Genomic DNA, 15315 nt, shown 5'->3' on the forward strand with positions numbered 1-15315 from the left:
CTCAGCTGCGGTCGGTGAAGACGCCGTTGGCGGTGAAGGCCAGCTTGGCGAAGCGTTCGCCGATGCGGCGGTGGGTGGCGGCGTCCGGGTGGAGCTGGTCGGGCAGCGGCAGCTCTGCGGAGTCGGCCTCACCGTAGAGGGCGCGGCCGTCGAGGTAGTGCAGGTTCGGGTCGTCGGCCGCCCGCTGGGCCACGATCCGCGCCAGCTCGTCGCGGATGACGCCCAGGGTCAGTTTCCCGCTCGCGCGCTCCGCCGGATCGCCGGCGGCCCGGAACCGCAGTTGCCCGGTGCTGAGGGCCTCGAAGTCCGGGACGCTGGGGCCGGGCGTGTCTTCGTGGATGGGGCACAGGATGGGCGAGACGACCAGCAGCGGTGTGGTGGGGTGCCCTTCGCGGATGGTGTCGAGGAAGCCATGGACGGCGGGGGTGAAGGCGCGCAGGCGCATCAGGTCGGTGTTGACCAGGTTGATGCCGATCTTGATGCTGATCAGGTCGGCGGGGGTGTCCCGCAGGGTGCGGGCGGTGAACGGGTCGAGCAGGGCGCTGCCGCCCAGGCCCAGGTTGATCAGCTCCACGCCGCCGAGGGAGGCGGCGAGTGCGGGCCAGGTGGTGGTGGGGCCGGCGGCGTCGGAGCCGTGGCTGATCGAACTGCCATGGTGCAGCCACACCTTGCGGCCCAGGTCCCGTGCGGGCTCGATGGGGGCGTCGGTGCGCAGGGCGACGAGTTCGGTGGTCTCGTTGTGCGGCAGCCAGATCTCGACGTCCTTTGCACCGTCGGGCAGATCCGTGAAGCGGAGGGTGCCGACCGGACCGGGCCGGGTCGTGGCGGATCCGGTGGTCATGTCGATGGTCAGGGTGTTGCCGCCGGTCACGCCGGCCTGGCCGGCCAGGCGGCCGTCGACGAGCAGGTCGTACATGCCGTCCGGGCGGGGCGGGGCGCCCACGTAGACCCGCTTGGTGGGCAGCGTGTCCAGTTCGACGGCGGTGGCCCGGGTACGGAAGACCAGCCGTACGCCGGAAGGCTGGGCCTCCGCCATGGCCAGCTGTCCGTCGGCGCACTGGGCGCGGGCCCACGCGGGCAGCCGGTGCGGCAGCACACCATGAGCGGTGCGTTCCAGGTCGAGGGCGCCGCGCAGGATGTCCGCGGTGACGGGCGTGGTGATCCAGTGGTGGTCGGTGTGCATGGTCCCAGCCTGTTGATCAAGTGGTTGGATTGTTCGGATGCGGTCCTGTGCCGATGCGGCCTTGCGGCTCTGCGGTCCTGTGCCGATGCGGTTCCGCGCCGTCCCTGTGCCCTGCGGCCGACAGCCCTCCGGCCGATGCGGGGCCCTGGTCACGGTGCGGGCCAGTTCCGCAGCAGGGCGTCGAGGGCGTCCAGCATCCGTGACCAGGTTTCCTGCGTGTCGGGGGCGCTGTGGCTGAAGCCTCCGCCCATCTCCAGGCTGATGTAGCCGTGGAAGACGCTGCCCAGCATCCGGACCGCGTGGGTCTGGTCCGGCTCCGTCAGGTCGTAGCCGCGCAGGATCGCCCGCGTCATCTGCGCATGCCGGCCGCCGGCACTGGCGGCCGCCGCCTCCGGGTCGAGCCTCAGCTGGGCTGCGGCGTAGCGGCCGGGATGCTCCCGGGCGTAGTCGCGGTAGACGTTCGCGAGGGCGGTCAGGGCGTCCTTGCCGGCCCGCCCGGCCAGGGCGGAGGCGCCCCGGTCGGCGAGTTCCTCCAGGGCGAGCAGAGCGATCCTGGTCTTGAGGTCCTGGGAGTTCTTCAGGTGCGAGTAGAGACTCGCGACCTTGACGTCGAACCGCCGGGCGAGTGCCGAGACGGTCACCTGGTCGAAGCCGACCTCGTCGGCCAGTTCCGCTCCCGCCCGGGTCAGGCGTTCCGTGGTCAGTCCTGCGCGCACCATGCCCGTCCTCCCATTCGGCATAACCGAGTATGCATTTGCCTAACACCTCTAGGCAAATGCACCTGGCCTTTAGGGATTCGCTGACTGAACCGAGAGCTGACTGAAGAGGAGAGCAGGCTGAACCGGAGATCCGTACGGCCTGGGTGGGCTACCTCGTCACCGCTGGTCCGCCGAGGGCCCTCCGGGCCGCGCCGCCGGTTCCGGAACCTCCCGCGGAGTCATCGCGGGCCGCGCCGAGCCGTGCTCGTGCGCCAGGCGGTGCGGCCACCACACCTTCGGCCCGGCGTCCAGGAACAGCGATGTCACCAGGATCGACCGCACGACGAAGGTGTCGAGGAGCACGCCCAGCGCCACCGCGAAGCCGATCTCCGCGAAGGCGACCATCGGGAGGGTGCCGAGGGCGGCGAAGGTGCCGGCCAGGACCAGGCCCGCGGACGTGATGACCGCGCCCGTCGCCGCCAGGCCGGTCACGACGCCCGCGCGGGTGCCCTGGCGGCCCGCCTCCTCGCGGATGCGGGTGGTCAGGAAGATGTTGTAGTCGATGCCGAGGGCGACCAGGAACACGAAGACGAACAGCGGGAAGTCCGTCTGCTCGCCCGCGTAGTCGAAGACGTGCCGGAAGGCGAGCGCGCTGGCGCCCAGCGCTGCCGCGAAGGACAGCACGACCGTGCCGATCAGGAGCAGCGGCGCCACCAGGGCGCGCAGGAGCACGCCGAGGATCAGCAGCACGACCAGCAGGACCGCCGGGATGATCAGGATGTTGTCGTGGGTCGTCGCCGCTTCCATGTCCAGTAGGGCTGCCGTTCCGCCGCCCACCCGTGCGTCGGCGCCGGGCACGGCGTGCACCGCGTCGCGCACGCGCTCCACGGTCTGTTTCGCGGCCTTGCTGTCTGCGGGAGCGGTCATCGTCGCCTCGAACAGCACCTTGCCGTCGTACGAGGGTTTCGTGCCCGCGGGCACGGTGACGCTGTTCGGCACCACACCCTTCGTACCGGCCACCGCGCCGCGGACCTGGTCGCCCTGCGCCTGGCCGGAGACGATGACCAGGGGGTCACCGCTGCCCGCCGGGAAGTACTTCGCGGACACCTCCTGCCCGACGATCGAGTCCGGCTTGTCGGCGAACGCGTCCGCGTTGCTGATCCCGTTCGCGCGGAGTTGCAGCAGGCCGAGGGAGAGAGCCGCCAGGGCGAGGGCGGTGGCGGCCCAGACGACGCGCGGGCGGCGGGCGATACGGCGCCCCATGCGGGCCCAGACGCCGCTCGCGGTCGGGTCGGACGAGCCGAAGTGCGCAATGGCGGGCCAGAAGACCCAGCGGCCGAAGACCAGCAGCAGGGCCGGGAAGAGCGTCAGCATGGCCAGGAGGGCGATGGCCACGCCGATGGCCGCCACCGGGCCCAGGCCCCGCGTCGAGTTCATCTCGGCGGCCAGCAGTACCAGCATGCTCAGGACGACCGTCGCGCCGGACGCCAGGACGGCAGGGCCCGCGCGGTGGAGGGCGAGGGCCATCGCCTCGTGGCGGTCCTCGTGGCGGCGCAGCTCCTCCCGGTAGCGGGCGACCAGGAGCAGCGCGTAGTCCGTGCCCGCGCCGAAGACGAGGACCGTGAGGATGCCCGCGCTCTGTCCGTTGACGGTCAGGCCCGCGTGTTGCGCGAGGAGGTAGATCAGCGCCTGGGCGGTGAACAGCGCGGCGACCACACCGATCAGCGGGACGAAGATCAGGGTCAGGCTGCGGTAGGTGAGCAGCAGCATCACGATCACGACGCCCATCGCGGAGAACAGCAGCGTCGAGTCGATGCCCTCGAAGGCCTTGGAGAAGTCGGCAGAGGTGCCGCCGGGCCCGGCGATGTGCACGGCCAGCCCGTCGCCGCCCCTGCCGACCTGGTCACGGAGGGAGTCGACGGCGGGCGCGATCTCCTCCCAGCCCTTCTTGTCCATCGTGATCGGCACATAGATCTGGGCGGCCTCGGGCGCGGACGCGTTGTCGTAGACCGGTCCGCGTGTCTCGGCGCCGCGCACGCCGTGTGCCGTCAGCCCCTTGATCTGCTGGGCGTCCTGGGCGATCCGCCGCTTGTCCTGGGCGGTCAGCCCGCCCTCGCGGGCGTACACCACTACCGCGGGGATCTGCTCCGGCCGGAACTTGTCGGAGGTGTCGAGGACTTGGGTGGACTCGGCGGAGCCCGGCAGCCAGGAGGCCGCGTCGTTGTCCTGGGCGCCGGTGAGCTTCGAGGCGAGCGGCGCCGCCACCACGAGCAGCACCAGCCACAGGCCGACGATCAGCCACTTGCCGCGCCGCCCGCACACGACGCCGATGAGTCCCCGGCGCACAGGGCGCTCTTTCCCGTCCGTCATGGCCACCCCCGTAGCCGTCACTGGTGCCGGTCGGCCGCCCAGCATGGCATGCCGGACCGTCGGACAACATCCGCAGAACGGCCCAGGTCTGGACCGAGGAGAGCAACCGGCCCGGGACATGGCAGGCTTGGGGCATGGCCGTGCAGATCAACCCCAGCATCCTGTCCGCCGACTTCTCCCGCCTTGCCGAGGAGGCACAGGCGGTGGAAGGCGCCGACTGGCTCCATGTCGACGTCATGGACAACCATTTCGTACCGAACCTCACGCTCGGTGTGCCGGTCGTAGAGTCCCTCGCCCGTGCGACGGACACGCCGCTGGACTGCCATCTGATGGTCGAGGACCCCGATCGGTGGGCGCCCCAGTACGTGGAAGCGGGTGCCGGTTCCGTCACCTTCCATGCCGAGGCGGCGGCCGCGCCGGTGCGACTCGCCCGCGAGATCCGGGCCAAGGGCGCCCGCGCCTCCATGGCGCTCAAGCCCGCGACCCCCATCGAGCCGTACGAGGATCTGCTCCCCGAGCTCGACATGCTGCTGATCATGACGGTGGAGCCCGGCTTCGGCGGCCAGGCGTTTCTTGACATCATGCTTCCGAAGATCCGCCGCACCCGCGAGCTGATCAGCAAGCACGGCCTCGAATTGTGGCTCCAGGTCGACGGCGGCGTGTCGGCCTCCACCATCGAGCGGTGCGCGGAGGCGGGGGCCGACGTCTTCGTCGCCGGTTCGGCGGTGTACGGGGCATCGGACCCGGCCCAGGCGGTACGTGCATTGCGCACCCAGGCTCAGTCGGCGACGGCCCACGCGGCATGGGCGTGCGACCACTGAACCAAGGGAACGTGAACGGGGCCCATCAGGGCTGATCAAGTACGCCGGATCTGCAAGGATGAACGGCGAATCCAGAGTGTGACAGCAGTGAGGAGAGCGCCGTGTCGGGTATGTCGGCGGGCCGGTCAGCCATGCGGATGGGACCCGCTGAGCTGGTGCAGGCGGCGGCCATGGCCCGCCGCTTCTACCTCGAGGGCAAATCCAAGATCCAGATCGCCGAGGAGTTCGGCGTCAGCCGCTTCAAGGTGGCCCGGGTCCTGGAGACCGCTCTCGAAAGGGATCTCGTACGGATCGAGATCCGGGTGCCCGCCGAGCTGGACGCGGAGCGCTCCGACGCGCTGCGCGCCCGCTACGGCCTCAGGCACGCGGTCGTGGTCGAGTCCCCGGCCGAGGCCGAGGAGTCGTCGCCCGACCCCGAGAACCTCGGCGAAGTGGCCGCCGACCTGCTCGGCGAGCTCGTGAACGAGGGCGATGTGCTCGGCCTCGCCTGGGGCCGCTCCACGATCCACATGGCGGCGGCCCTCGACCGGCTCCCGCCGTGCACCGTGGTGCAGCTGACGGGTGTGTACGACGCCGGGACCGCCGAGCGCGGCTCGGTGGAGGCGGTGCGGCGCGCCGCCCAGGTGTCGGGCGGCGACGCCCACCCCATCTACGCGCCGATGCTGCTGCCCGACGCGGCCACCGCGGCCGCGCTGCGCAACCAGACGGGCATCGCCCGCGCCTTCGAGTACTTCGACAAGGTGACGGTCGCCTGCGTGTCCATCGGTTCCTGGGAGCCGGGCATCTCCACGGTGCACGACATGCTCAGCGACGAGGAGCGCGCCCATTACGCGTCCCTCGGTGTCGCAGCCGAGATGTCCGCGCACCTCTTCGACGCCGAGGGCCGACGGGTCGGCCGTGACCTGGGCGAGCGCTGCATCACGGTCGAGGCCGACCGGCTGCGCCGCATCCCCGAGGTCGTCGCGATCGCGGGCGGGCAGCGGAAGGCCGCGGCCATCGACGCGGTGCTGCGGTCCGGGCTCGTCACCAGCCTGGTGACGGACACGTCGGCCGCGGACTATCTGATGACGGCGGGACCGACGCCGCGTCCGGCCCTCAACCGGGCGGACCCGGACGGGCCGTGACCTCTTAGGGCCCTTCAAGGCCCATTGACGCGCCGCTCGGGGGCGGCCGTGGCAGCATCGACGTCATGCTGCTGCGGTCCGTCCCCCGTGCGTTCGCGGGCCTGTTCGTCTGCCTGGCCGTCCTGCTGACGGGCTGCTCGTCGACGGACACCAGTACGTCGTCGGCCGCGTCGCCGGCCGTTTCGCCCCCGTCCTGGGCCGGCGACATGCAGACCGTCCCCGCATCCCGGCTCCCCGCCGAGGCACGCAGGACCCTCGCCCTCATCGACCAGGGCGGCCCCTTCCCGTACGCCAAGGACGGCGTCGTTTTCGGGAACTTCGAGCGGCTGTTGCCGAAGCACCCGCGCGGCTACTACCACGAGTACACGGTCAAAACACCCGGGGAGCGCGATCGCGGAGCCCGGCGCATTGTCACCGGACAGGGCGGTGAGATCTACTACACCGATGATCACTACAAGTCGTTCAGGGCGGTGCTGAGATGACTCACGGGCCCTTCGCGGACGTGTGCCGCGCGGCAGGATGGCAGGTCACCGAGCTCGACCTCACCGGAGTCAGGGACAAGCGCGGCTTCATGGAGCGCTGCGCCCGCGCGCTCGACCTGCCCGAGTGGTTCGGCCGGAACTGGGATGCACTCGCGGACGTCCTGGGCGACCCCGATTTCGGGCCCGCGACCCCGGGCAGACTGCTCGTGGTGACCGGCTGGCGGCCCTACGCGGTCGGGCGGCCCGAGGAGTGGGAGATCGTCCAGGAGGTCCTGGCGTCGGCCGCCGGGCACTACCAGGAGCACGACGCGACTCTGTCCGTGGTCCTCTCCCTTGGAGGATCCGACCAACTGCCCTCTGACCAGCCTGGATGATCTGTCCGGGGACCGCATACCGGATGACATGGGACAATGAAGTACGTGCTCTTCCCCCTGGCTGACCTGTCCGGGGGCCACCTCTGATCGACTGGGATGTGCAGCACGTGCGTTTCCTCAATGACATCCAGCCCCCGTACGACCTGACGTATGACGACGTCTTCATGGTGCCCAGCCGCTCCGCGGTCGGCTCGCGTCAGGGCGTGGACCTCGCTTCCCTGGACGGCTCGGGTACCACGATCCCGCTGGTCGTCGCCAACATGACCGCCATCGCGGGCCGCCGGATGGCCGAGACCATCGCCCGCCGCGGTGGCCTCGTCGTCATCCCGCAGGACATCCCGATCGAGGTCGTCACCGAGGTCATCTCCTGGGTCAAGGGACGCCACCTGGTGCTCGACACCCCGATCGTCCTCGCCCCCCACCAGACCGTCGCCGACGCGCTGGCGCTGCTGCCCAAGCGCGCGCACAACGCGGGCGTCGTCGTGGACGAGGACGGCCGGCCCCTCGGCGTGGTCACCGACGCCGACCTCACCGGCGTGGACCGCTTCACGCAGCTGACCGAGGTCATGTCCCGGGACCTGCTGCTGCTCGACGCGGACATCGACCCGCGCGAGGCCTTCCACAAGCTCGACCACGCCAACCGCCGCTACGCCCCCGCCGTGGACGCGGACGGCAAGCTCGCCGGCATCCTGACCCGCAAGGGCGCCCTGCGCGCCACGCTCTACACCCCGGCCACCGACGCCGGCGGCAGGCTGCGCATCGCCGCCGCCGTGGGCATCAACGGCGATGTCGCGGGCAAGGCCAAGCAGCTGCTCGACGCGGGCGTCGACACGCTCGTCATCGACACGGCGCACGGCCACCAGGAGTCGATGATCAGCGCGGTCCGGACGGTGCGCGCGCTCGACCCGCACGTGCCGATCGCGGCGGGCAACATCGTCGCCGCCGAGGGCGTGCGCGATCTGATCGAGGCGGGCGCCGACATCATCAAGGTGGGCGTGGGGCCCGGCGCCATGTGCACCACCCGCATGATGACCGGCGTCGGCCGCCCGCAGTTCTCGGCCGTCCTGGAGTGCGCCGCCGAGGCGAAGAAGTACGGCAAGCACGTGTGGGCCGACGGCGGTGTCCGCCACCCCCGTGACGTCGCCATGGCGCTCGCCGCGGGCGCGTCCAACGTCATGATCGGTTCCTGGTTCGCCGGTACGTACGAGTCCCCGGGCGACCTCCAGCAGGACGCCGACGGGCGCCTGTACAAGGAGTCGTTCGGCATGGCGTCGGCCCGCGCCGTCAAGAACCGCACCAGCGACGAGTCGGCGTACGACCGCGCCCGCAAGGCGCTGTTCGAGGAGGGCATCTCCACCTCGCGCATGTTCCTCGACCCGTCCCGCCCGGGCGTCGAGGACCTGATCGACTCGATCATCGCGGGCGTCCGCTCCTCCTGCACCTACGCGGGCGCCAACTCCCTCGAGGAGTTCGCCGAGAACGCGATCGTCGGCATCCAGAGCGCGGCCGGCTACGCCGAGGGCAAGCCGCTGCACGCCAGCTGGAGCTGACGCGCTCCGCTCTCGTACGGCCCCTGTTCCCGCCGCCGGGAAGAGGGGCCGTACGTGTGTCCGGCGGTCGGTGCGCTCGGGCTGATGAGCGTCGCTGCCGTCAGGCCCTCTTGACGTCAAGACCGCTTGACGCGACGCTGAAGACATGACGACACCGCAGAACATCGAGCCGCAGTACACCCTGCTGACCGCTGTGGCCCGCCTCGACGAGCTGCGGGTACGGGAGTCGCTCGCCGGGGCCGGCAGCGACGCCGAGGCGCTCGACCGGGGCGCGCTTCTCGAACTCCTGGCGCTGAGCGAGGTGGTGGCCCGCAAGGCGGCGTACGGCCGTCAGCTCACCGTCCGCGCGGCCCGCGAGTCCGGTGCCTCCTGGTCGCAGATCGGCGCGGCCCTCGGCACCAGCAAGCAGGCCGCCTGGGAGGCTCACACCCGCTGGATCGACGCGCAGGCGGCGGCGTACGGGCGGCCCGGGCAGATGGGCTTCGACGAGGAGGACGTGGCGCAGGCGCGGGCCCTGGCCGGGGATCCGGACGAGCGCTGACGTCAGCGGGCCGCTCGCAGGGCCTTCACCACCGCCTCCGCCAGCCGCGCGTGTCCTGCGTCGCCGGGGTGCACACCGTCCACCAGGTGTGCGGCCTCCAGGAGGTGACCTCCGGGCACCACGGGAAGGTCGCGTGCGGCCTGTTCCACCGCCTCGCGCAGGTCCGTCAGCGTGGCGCCGAGGCGGTTCGGGGTCGCGTCCGCGTCCGGGCGTACGACGGGGGAGACCACCAGCAGCGGGACGTGCGGGTGTCCCTGGCGGACCACCGTCAGGAAGGCGCGTGCCGTCTCGTAGAGCAGCGCGGCCGAATGCGGTGGCCGCGCCCAGCAGTTGGTGCCGAAGGCGACGGTGATCAAGTCGGCGTCGAGTGAGGCCAGTTGCTCGGCCGAGGCGAGTTCACCGCGTGCCGCGCCCGCGTAGCCCAGGTTGACCGTGTCGACGCCCAGCGCGCGTCCGGCGATCGCGGGCCAGGCGAGATGCGGGCGGGAGGCCGCCCAGCCCTCGACGATCGAGTCGCCGTAGGCGAGCCAGCGCGGGCGTTCGGGAGCGGGTTCCGTGGTGCCCGTCCCGGCGTCGACGGCACGGATCACCGGACACAGCGTCTCCGGCAGATGGACCGTGAACTCGCCGTCGGAGGAGGGCAGTTCAAGGGTCACCGTGTCGTCGTCCGTCGGGTGTGCCGGGGCCTCGTCCGCCACCTCGTCGCCCGACAGCAGGGTGAAGACGGGGGTGCAGGCGCGGTACGCGTCCGCGAGAGACGGCCCCGTCGCCGCGTACCGGATCCTCAGCGCGGACACCCCGCGGCACTTCAGCTCCAGCCGTACGCCCGCCGGTACGAGCGCCCGCGACCAGGTGTCGGCGGGGAGCCGGTCCCGGTCGGCCGGGTCGGCGCGGAGCGGGCGGCCGTCGTCCGACCACCAGGCGATCCCGCGCAGGAGGTCCTTCATCGCGGGCCCCCGATCGTCGGGTACGGGAACTTGACCGTGACGCCGCCGTCCACGACGAGGGTCTGACCGGTGACGTACGAGGAGAGCGGGGAGGCCAGGAAGAGCAGGGCCGAGGCGATGTCGGCGGGTTCGGCCATGCGGCCGAGCGGGGCGTTCTCGGTGTTGCGGCGGCGGCCCTCCTCGCCGAGCAGCCCCGCGACCCGCGGGGTCCACACCGCCCCGGGCGCCACGGCGTTGACCCGGACTCCGCGCGGTCCGAGTTCCACCGCCGCCGAGCGGACCAGCGACACCAGACCGGCCTTCGCGGCGCCGTACGCGGCGTGCAGCGGTGCCGAGGTGAGGCCGGAGACGGAGGCGACGAACACGAGAGGGCCGCCACCGGAATCGGCGACCGCCGCGCCGCCGTACTGCACGGCGAGCCAGGCGTGCCGCAGCACCATGTCGAAGTGCCAGTCCCAGCTCTGGTCGTCCATCGCGGCCAGGGTTCCGTACTGGGCCATGCCGACGATGTCGACGACTCCACCGACCGGGCCCAACTCCCGTACGGCGTAGGCGAAAAGGTCCCGTACGGCCTCCCGCCGCGTGACGTCGGCGGCGTACGGCACCCCGTCGGTCTCGGCCGCGACGCTCTCCGCGCGTTCCTTGTCCACGTCGACGCAGAGCACCCGCGCTCCCGACGCGGTGAGGGCGTGCGCGGTCTGGCGGCCGATGCCGTTGCCCGCGCCGAGGAGGACGAACGCGCGGCCGTCGAGGCGGAGCATCGAGGCGTAGTCGGGGACAGGGGTGGTGTCCAGGGTCATGACGCCGCCCTGGGGCGGTAGCCCGCCAGTTCCGGGACGACTTCCTTGCCCAGGATCTCGATCGTGCGGCGGATCTCCTGGTGCTCCAGATAGCCCCACTGGACATAGCAGATGAGCTGGTCGATGCCGAGGTCGGCGTAGTGCTTCGCCTTGCGGACGATCGTCTCCGCGTCACCGATGAGGATCATGTCGCCGTCGTTGAACTCCCTTACGGGGACGGTCCCTTGGATGATCGGGTTGAGGAGCGGGAAGGCGCGCTCGCGTTCCTCGGGGGAGAGGTGCGGCAGCTCCCAGTCGAGGGTGAAGCGCGCGAGGTTCTCGTACCACCAGGCGACCGAGTCCCAGACGCGTTTGCCCGGGCGGTCCGTCGCGTGGACGAGGGTGTACGCGGCGACGCGGTTCGTCGTGACGTCCGTGATCGGGTGGGGTGTGCGTGCGGCCTCGCGGTAGGCGGCGACCTGGCGGGCCATCGCCTCCAGCGGCTGCATGATCGAGAAGGACAGCAGGCCGAGGCCGCTCGCGCCCGCCACCTCGGCCGAGCCGGGCGAGGTCGCCGCCATCCAGCAGGGCGGGTGGGGGTCCTGGACCGGCTTCGGGGTGACCATGCGCCGCGGGAAGGCGAAGCGCGGCGACTCGTACGCGAAGTACTCCTCGCGCCACATCCCGGTGACGATCTCGATGGCCTCGCGCCAGTCCTCCCGGGACCTGGGACGGTCCACGCCGAAGGCCGTCTGCTCCATGGGCGTCGAGCGGCCGGTGCCCCACTCCACCCGGCCGTCCGAGAGCACGTCGACGGCGGCGACCTTCTCCGCGATCCGCTGCGGGGGAGTGAAGCCGAAGGGCGTGAGGGTCACACCGAAACCCAGCCGGATGCGCTCCGTCAGCCCGGCGAGGTGGCCCAGCAGCACCTCCGGCGCGGGGCAGTGCGAGCGGCCCTCGCGGAAGTGGTGCTCCACCGCCCACACCGTGCGGAACCCCATCCGGTCCGCGAGCCGGATCTGCTCCACGGCCTCCCGGTACGCCCGCTGCTCGGCCGCGCGCTGACCGTACGGGTGCGGTCCCTTCCAGGGCTTCGGTACGTCGATCTCGTACAGGACATCCAGGTCCATGCCGTGCCTCCCGTATCGAGTGGCGAGCACCATGAAACAGACCTGACGAGGTGTCAATCCATTCGGCTTCCGGAACCGCGCCGTCCCACCGAAAGGCGCCTCACACAACCATCGAAAGGCCCCGCGCAACGAACACGCGCCGAGATGCGATGAACGCAACGATCTTGCGGAGATGCGCAAGGTTGCTGCATTACGCCCGTGAAGGCATGACTCGTAAGGTCAAGCGCTGTACATGGCGTGGCGGGGACCCCGCTCGGTGGGTCCCCGCTCCCAGGGGTGCCGCCGGTCCCCGCCGTCCCGACCGGCAGCGATGAAGGAGCCAGCGCGTGCTCGACCAAGGCGCACCCCCGCAGTCCCGCACACAGACCGCCCCACCGTCCCCGGGCATCGGCGTGCGCCTCATGCGCCGCAAGCCCGTGGAGCGCCTGGTCGCCGAGGGTGGCCAGGGCGAGGGCGGCAGCCTGCGGCGCTCCCTCGGCCTGTGGCAGCTGACCATGATCAGCATCGGTGCCACGCTCGGCACCGGCATCTTCGTCGTCCTCGGTGAGGCCGTCCCCAAGGCCGGTCCCGCGGTCACCCTGTCCTTCGTGATCGCCGGTCTCACGGCGCTCTTCTCCGCCCTCTCGTACGCCGAGCTGGCGGGCACCATCCCGGTCTCCGGGTCCTCGTACTCGTATGCGTACGCAACGATGGGCGAGCTGATCGCCTGGATCTGCGGGTGGTGTCTGGTCCTCGAGTACGGCGTGTCCGTCGCCGCCGTCGCCGTCGGCTGGGGCGAGTACCTGAACGAGCTGCTCGACGGCACGATCGGGATCACCATCCCGGCCGCGCTGTCCGCGCCGCCCGGCGACGGGGGCATCTTCAACCTGCCCGCGCTGATCGTGGTGCTGCTCGCGATGGCCTTCCTGCTCGGCGGGGCCAAGGAGTCCGCGCGCGCCAACACGATCATGGTATGTGTGAAGATCGCCGCGCTGGTGCTGTTCTGCGCGATCGGCATCCAGGGCTTCCGGTCCGGCAACTATGAGCACTTCATGCCGCTCGGCATGGCGGGTGTCAGCGCCGCCGGCGCCACGCTCTTCTTCTCCTACATCGGCTTCGACGCCGCCTCCACGGCCGGTGAGGAGGCGAAGAACGCGCAGCGCGACCTGCCGCGCGCGATCATGCTCTCGCTGGTCATCGTGACGGCGCTGTACGTCGTCGTCGCGGCCGTCGCCGTCGGCGCGAAGCCCTGGAAGCGGTTCAACGACTCGGAGGCCGCGCTCGCCGAGATCATGAAGAACGTCACCGGGCAGACCTTCTGGGGCACGCTGCTCGCGGCCGGTGCCGTCATCGCGATCGCCAGCGTCGTCCTGACCGTGCTCTACGGTCAGACCCGCATCCTGTTCGCCATGTCGCGCGACGGGCTCGTGCCCAAGGTCTTCTCGCGCGTCCACCCGAAGAGCGGAGTACCGCGCGCCAACACGGTCATCGTGTCGCTGTTCTGCGGAGTGCTCGCCGCCGCGATCCCGCTCGGCCAGCTCGCCGACGCCACCAGCATCGGCACGCTCTTCGCCTTCGCGCTGGTCAACATCGCCGTCGTGGTGCTGCGCCGGACGCGCCCGGACATGCGGCGCACTTTCCGGGTGCCGCTGTCGCCGGTGCTGCCCGCGATCGGCTTCGCGCTGTGCGTCTGGATGATGGGCAGCCTCTCGACCGTCACCTGGGTGGTCTTCGGCGTCTGGATGGCCGTCGGGCTCGTGTTCTACTTCAGCTACGGCTATCGCCGGTCCCGTATGGCAACCGTAGAAGCAACCGCAGCAACCACCGCAGAACCACTCGCAGAAAAGTGAACCACCCGCAGTGCTGAACGATCTCGACGAACGCATCGTGCACGCCCTCGCCGAGGACGCCCGCCGCTCCTACGCCGACATCGGGCAACTGGTCGGCCTGTCCGCGCCCGCCGTGAAGCGGCGGGTGGACCGGCTCCGTGCCACCGGCGCGATCACCGGATTCACCGTGCGGGTCGACCCGGCCGCGCTCGGCTGGGAGACCGAGGGGTTCGTCGAGATCTACTGCCGGCGGAACACCTCGCCGGAGACGATTCAGCGGGGACTTGAGCGGTATCAGGAGGTCGTGGCCGCGTCTACCGTCACGGGGGACGCGGACGCGGTCGTGCAGGTTTTCGCCTCCGACATGCGGCATTTCGAGCGAGTGCTTGAGCGGATCGCGGGCGAGCCGTTTGTGGAGCGGACGAAGTCCGTGCTGGTGCTTTCGCCGTTGCTGCGGAGGTTTTCGTCCGGATCGCCGACGTAAGCGCTCCGCTGGGGGCACGCTTTTCGGCTGCGGGCCGGTGGGGGCTGGTCGCGCCCACGCGGCGGAGCCGCAAAAATGTCAGAGCCCCGCGCCCCTTTGGGGCGCTCCTGTTCACTCCGCCGTTTTGCGCGCCAGCGCGTTGTTCCCGATCGAGTTGTGCACACTGAAGCTCACGGCGTCCGAGCGGTAGCGGTCGTCGGACCACTCCACCGGGCGCCCTTCGCGTGTGGTGGTGACCCGGCGGACCCGTAGGAGTGGGCTGGTGCGGCGGACGTCGAGCAGGTCGGCGTCCTGGGCGCCCGCCGCGACCGCGTCGATGACGTGCTCGCCGTAAGCGAAGACCAGGCCCTCGTCCTCGAACAGCCGCTGGGTGACCGAGGGGCACTCCGGTTCGATCCGCTCGACGGCGGGAGCGATCCAGTCCGCGTATACGGTCCGCTCCAGGAGCACCGGCTCGCCGTCCAGGCCGCGGACGCGCAGGACGTGCAACACGGTTGTCCTTTCGCGCAGTTGGAGTCGGACGGCGTCCTCCGTCGTAGCCGGCCGGTACTCCTGTGCCACTACGTGTCCCGTCGCCTCGCGCCCCATCGCCCGCGCCCACTGGGCGAAGCTGCGCAGCTCGGCGAAGCTCTGGCTGCGGCGGCTGGCCAGGACCACGCGGCGGGCGCCCTGGCGCGATCCGATGAGCCCCTCGGCGGTCAGCGCCGCGACGGCCTGGCGGACCGTGCCGCGCGAGACGCCGTAGTGGGCCGCGAGGTCCGTCTCCGCGGGCAGCAGACTGCCCACCGTGTACTCCTCGCGGTCGATCGCCCGCCGCAACTCGTCGGCGATCTCCTCGTGTCGCGCCGCCATGCTTCCCCTCTGAGTCGACTGCTGTGCACAGCGTGACCAGCCTAATCGAGATCCGAAGGTGATCTGTGCGGGCCGGGATTGTGCAGGGAACCGGGGGTCACGGTTTCGCCAAAGTTTACGAACAGGACACCATCGGCGGGCCTACTGGGGCCAACTTGTTCAGACAAGTTCT

15 protein-coding genes are annotated in these 15315 nt (G+C 71.0%); 8 read left to right on the plus strand and 7 right to left on the minus strand.

Annotated features, from left to right (window positions below; genetic code table 11):
• Position 1 precedes the first annotated feature (1 nt).
• The 3 genes from ACZ4WS_RS10575 to ACZ4WS_RS10585 form a co-directional block, all read right to left on the minus strand.
• Positions 2 to 1183, minus strand: coding sequence for a GDSL-type esterase/lipase family protein (locus ACZ4WS_RS10575; protein WP_467979055.1), 1182 nt, complete (start codon positions 1181 to 1183; stop codon positions 2 to 4).
• A gap of 149 nt (positions 1184 to 1332) precedes the next feature.
• Positions 1333 to 1902, minus strand: a complete 570-nt coding sequence (locus tag ACZ4WS_RS10580) for a TetR/AcrR family transcriptional regulator (protein ID WP_467979057.1) — start codon at positions 1900 to 1902, stop codon at positions 1333 to 1335.
• A gap of 156 nt (positions 1903 to 2058) precedes the next feature.
• Positions 2059 to 4251, minus strand: coding sequence for an MMPL family transporter (locus ACZ4WS_RS10585; RefSeq protein WP_467979059.1), 2193 nt, complete (start codon positions 4249 to 4251; stop codon positions 2059 to 2061).
• A 134-nt stretch (positions 4252 to 4385) separates the two neighbouring features.
• Here ACZ4WS_RS10585 and rpe point away from each other — a divergent pair, with 134 nt between their 5' ends.
• From rpe to ACZ4WS_RS10615, 6 genes are all read left to right on the plus strand, one after another.
• A complete protein-coding gene (rpe, locus tag ACZ4WS_RS10590; RefSeq protein WP_467979061.1) occupies positions 4386 to 5072 on the plus strand; it encodes a ribulose-phosphate 3-epimerase in 687 nt (228 codons plus the stop codon).
• Between the two features lie 110 nt (positions 5073 to 5182).
• Positions 5183 to 6196, plus strand: coding sequence for a sugar-binding transcriptional regulator (locus ACZ4WS_RS10595; RefSeq protein WP_467979281.1), 1014 nt, complete (start codon positions 5183 to 5185; stop codon positions 6194 to 6196).
• Positions 6197 to 6261: 65 nt separating this feature from the next.
• The gene (locus tag ACZ4WS_RS10600; protein ID WP_467979062.1) at positions 6262 to 6678 is read left to right on the plus strand and encodes a guanyl-specific ribonuclease; all 417 of its coding nucleotides are present in this window, start codon (positions 6262 to 6264) and stop codon (positions 6676 to 6678) included.
• Positions 6675 to 7052: a barstar family protein gene (locus ACZ4WS_RS10605; protein ID WP_467979064.1), complete on the plus strand. Its 378-nt coding sequence runs from the start codon at positions 6675 to 6677 to the stop codon at positions 7050 to 7052. The genes ACZ4WS_RS10600 and ACZ4WS_RS10605 overlap by 4 nt, the downstream gene beginning before the upstream one ends.
• 107 nt (positions 7053 to 7159) lie before the next feature.
• A complete protein-coding gene (locus ACZ4WS_RS10610) occupies positions 7160 to 8602 on the plus strand; it encodes a GuaB1 family IMP dehydrogenase-related protein (RefSeq protein ID WP_467979282.1) in 1443 nt (480 codons plus the stop codon).
• A gap of 145 nt (positions 8603 to 8747) precedes the next feature.
• Positions 8748 to 9143 carry a hypothetical protein gene (locus ACZ4WS_RS10615; RefSeq protein ID WP_467979065.1) on the plus strand — a complete coding sequence of 132 codons (396 nt, stop codon included), beginning with the start codon at positions 8748 to 8750 and terminating at the stop codon, positions 9141 to 9143.
• 2 nt (positions 9144 to 9145) lie between these two features.
• On the opposite strand, the gene ACZ4WS_RS10620 is transcribed toward ACZ4WS_RS10615, so the two are convergent.
• The 3 genes from ACZ4WS_RS10620 to ACZ4WS_RS10630 are packed head-to-tail and all read right to left on the minus strand — an operon-like array spanning position 9146 to position 11999.
• Positions 9146 to 10090 carry a GDSL-type esterase/lipase family protein gene (locus tag ACZ4WS_RS10620; protein ID WP_467979067.1) on the minus strand — a complete coding sequence of 315 codons (945 nt, stop codon included), beginning with the start codon at positions 10088 to 10090 and terminating at the stop codon, positions 9146 to 9148.
• Positions 10087 to 10890 (minus strand): SDR family NAD(P)-dependent oxidoreductase, encoded by an 804-nt coding sequence (locus ACZ4WS_RS10625; RefSeq protein ID WP_467979068.1) that lies wholly within the window; start codon positions 10888 to 10890, stop codon positions 10087 to 10089. Before ACZ4WS_RS10625 ends, ACZ4WS_RS10620 begins: the two co-directional genes overlap by 4 nt.
• Positions 10887 to 11999 carry an LLM class flavin-dependent oxidoreductase gene (locus ACZ4WS_RS10630; protein ID WP_467979070.1) on the minus strand — a complete coding sequence of 371 codons (1113 nt, stop codon included), beginning with the start codon at positions 11997 to 11999 and terminating at the stop codon, positions 10887 to 10889. Before ACZ4WS_RS10630 ends, ACZ4WS_RS10625 begins: the two co-directional genes overlap by 4 nt.
• Positions 12000 to 12325: 326 nt before the next feature.
• On the opposite strand from ACZ4WS_RS10630, the gene ACZ4WS_RS10635 reads away from it, so the two are divergent.
• Together ACZ4WS_RS10635 and ACZ4WS_RS10640 are read left to right on the plus strand one after the other, a co-directional pair.
• Positions 12326 to 13828, plus strand: a complete 1503-nt coding sequence (locus ACZ4WS_RS10635; protein ID WP_467979072.1) for an amino acid permease — start codon at positions 12326 to 12328, stop codon at positions 13826 to 13828.
• 10 nt (positions 13829 to 13838) lie between these two features.
• A complete protein-coding gene (locus ACZ4WS_RS10640) occupies positions 13839 to 14291 on the plus strand; it encodes an Lrp/AsnC family transcriptional regulator (protein ID WP_351148992.1) in 453 nt (150 codons plus the stop codon).
• 111 nt (positions 14292 to 14402) lie between these two features.
• Here the strand turns inward: ACZ4WS_RS10640 and ACZ4WS_RS10645 are convergent, their stop codons facing one another.
• The gene (locus ACZ4WS_RS10645) at positions 14403 to 15143 is read right to left on the minus strand and encodes a GntR family transcriptional regulator (RefSeq protein WP_467979074.1); all 741 of its coding nucleotides are present in this window, start codon (positions 15141 to 15143) and stop codon (positions 14403 to 14405) included.
• Positions 15144 to 15315: the final 172 nt, after the last annotated feature.

The organism is Streptomyces sp. NPDC029292, assembly GCF_055569295.1.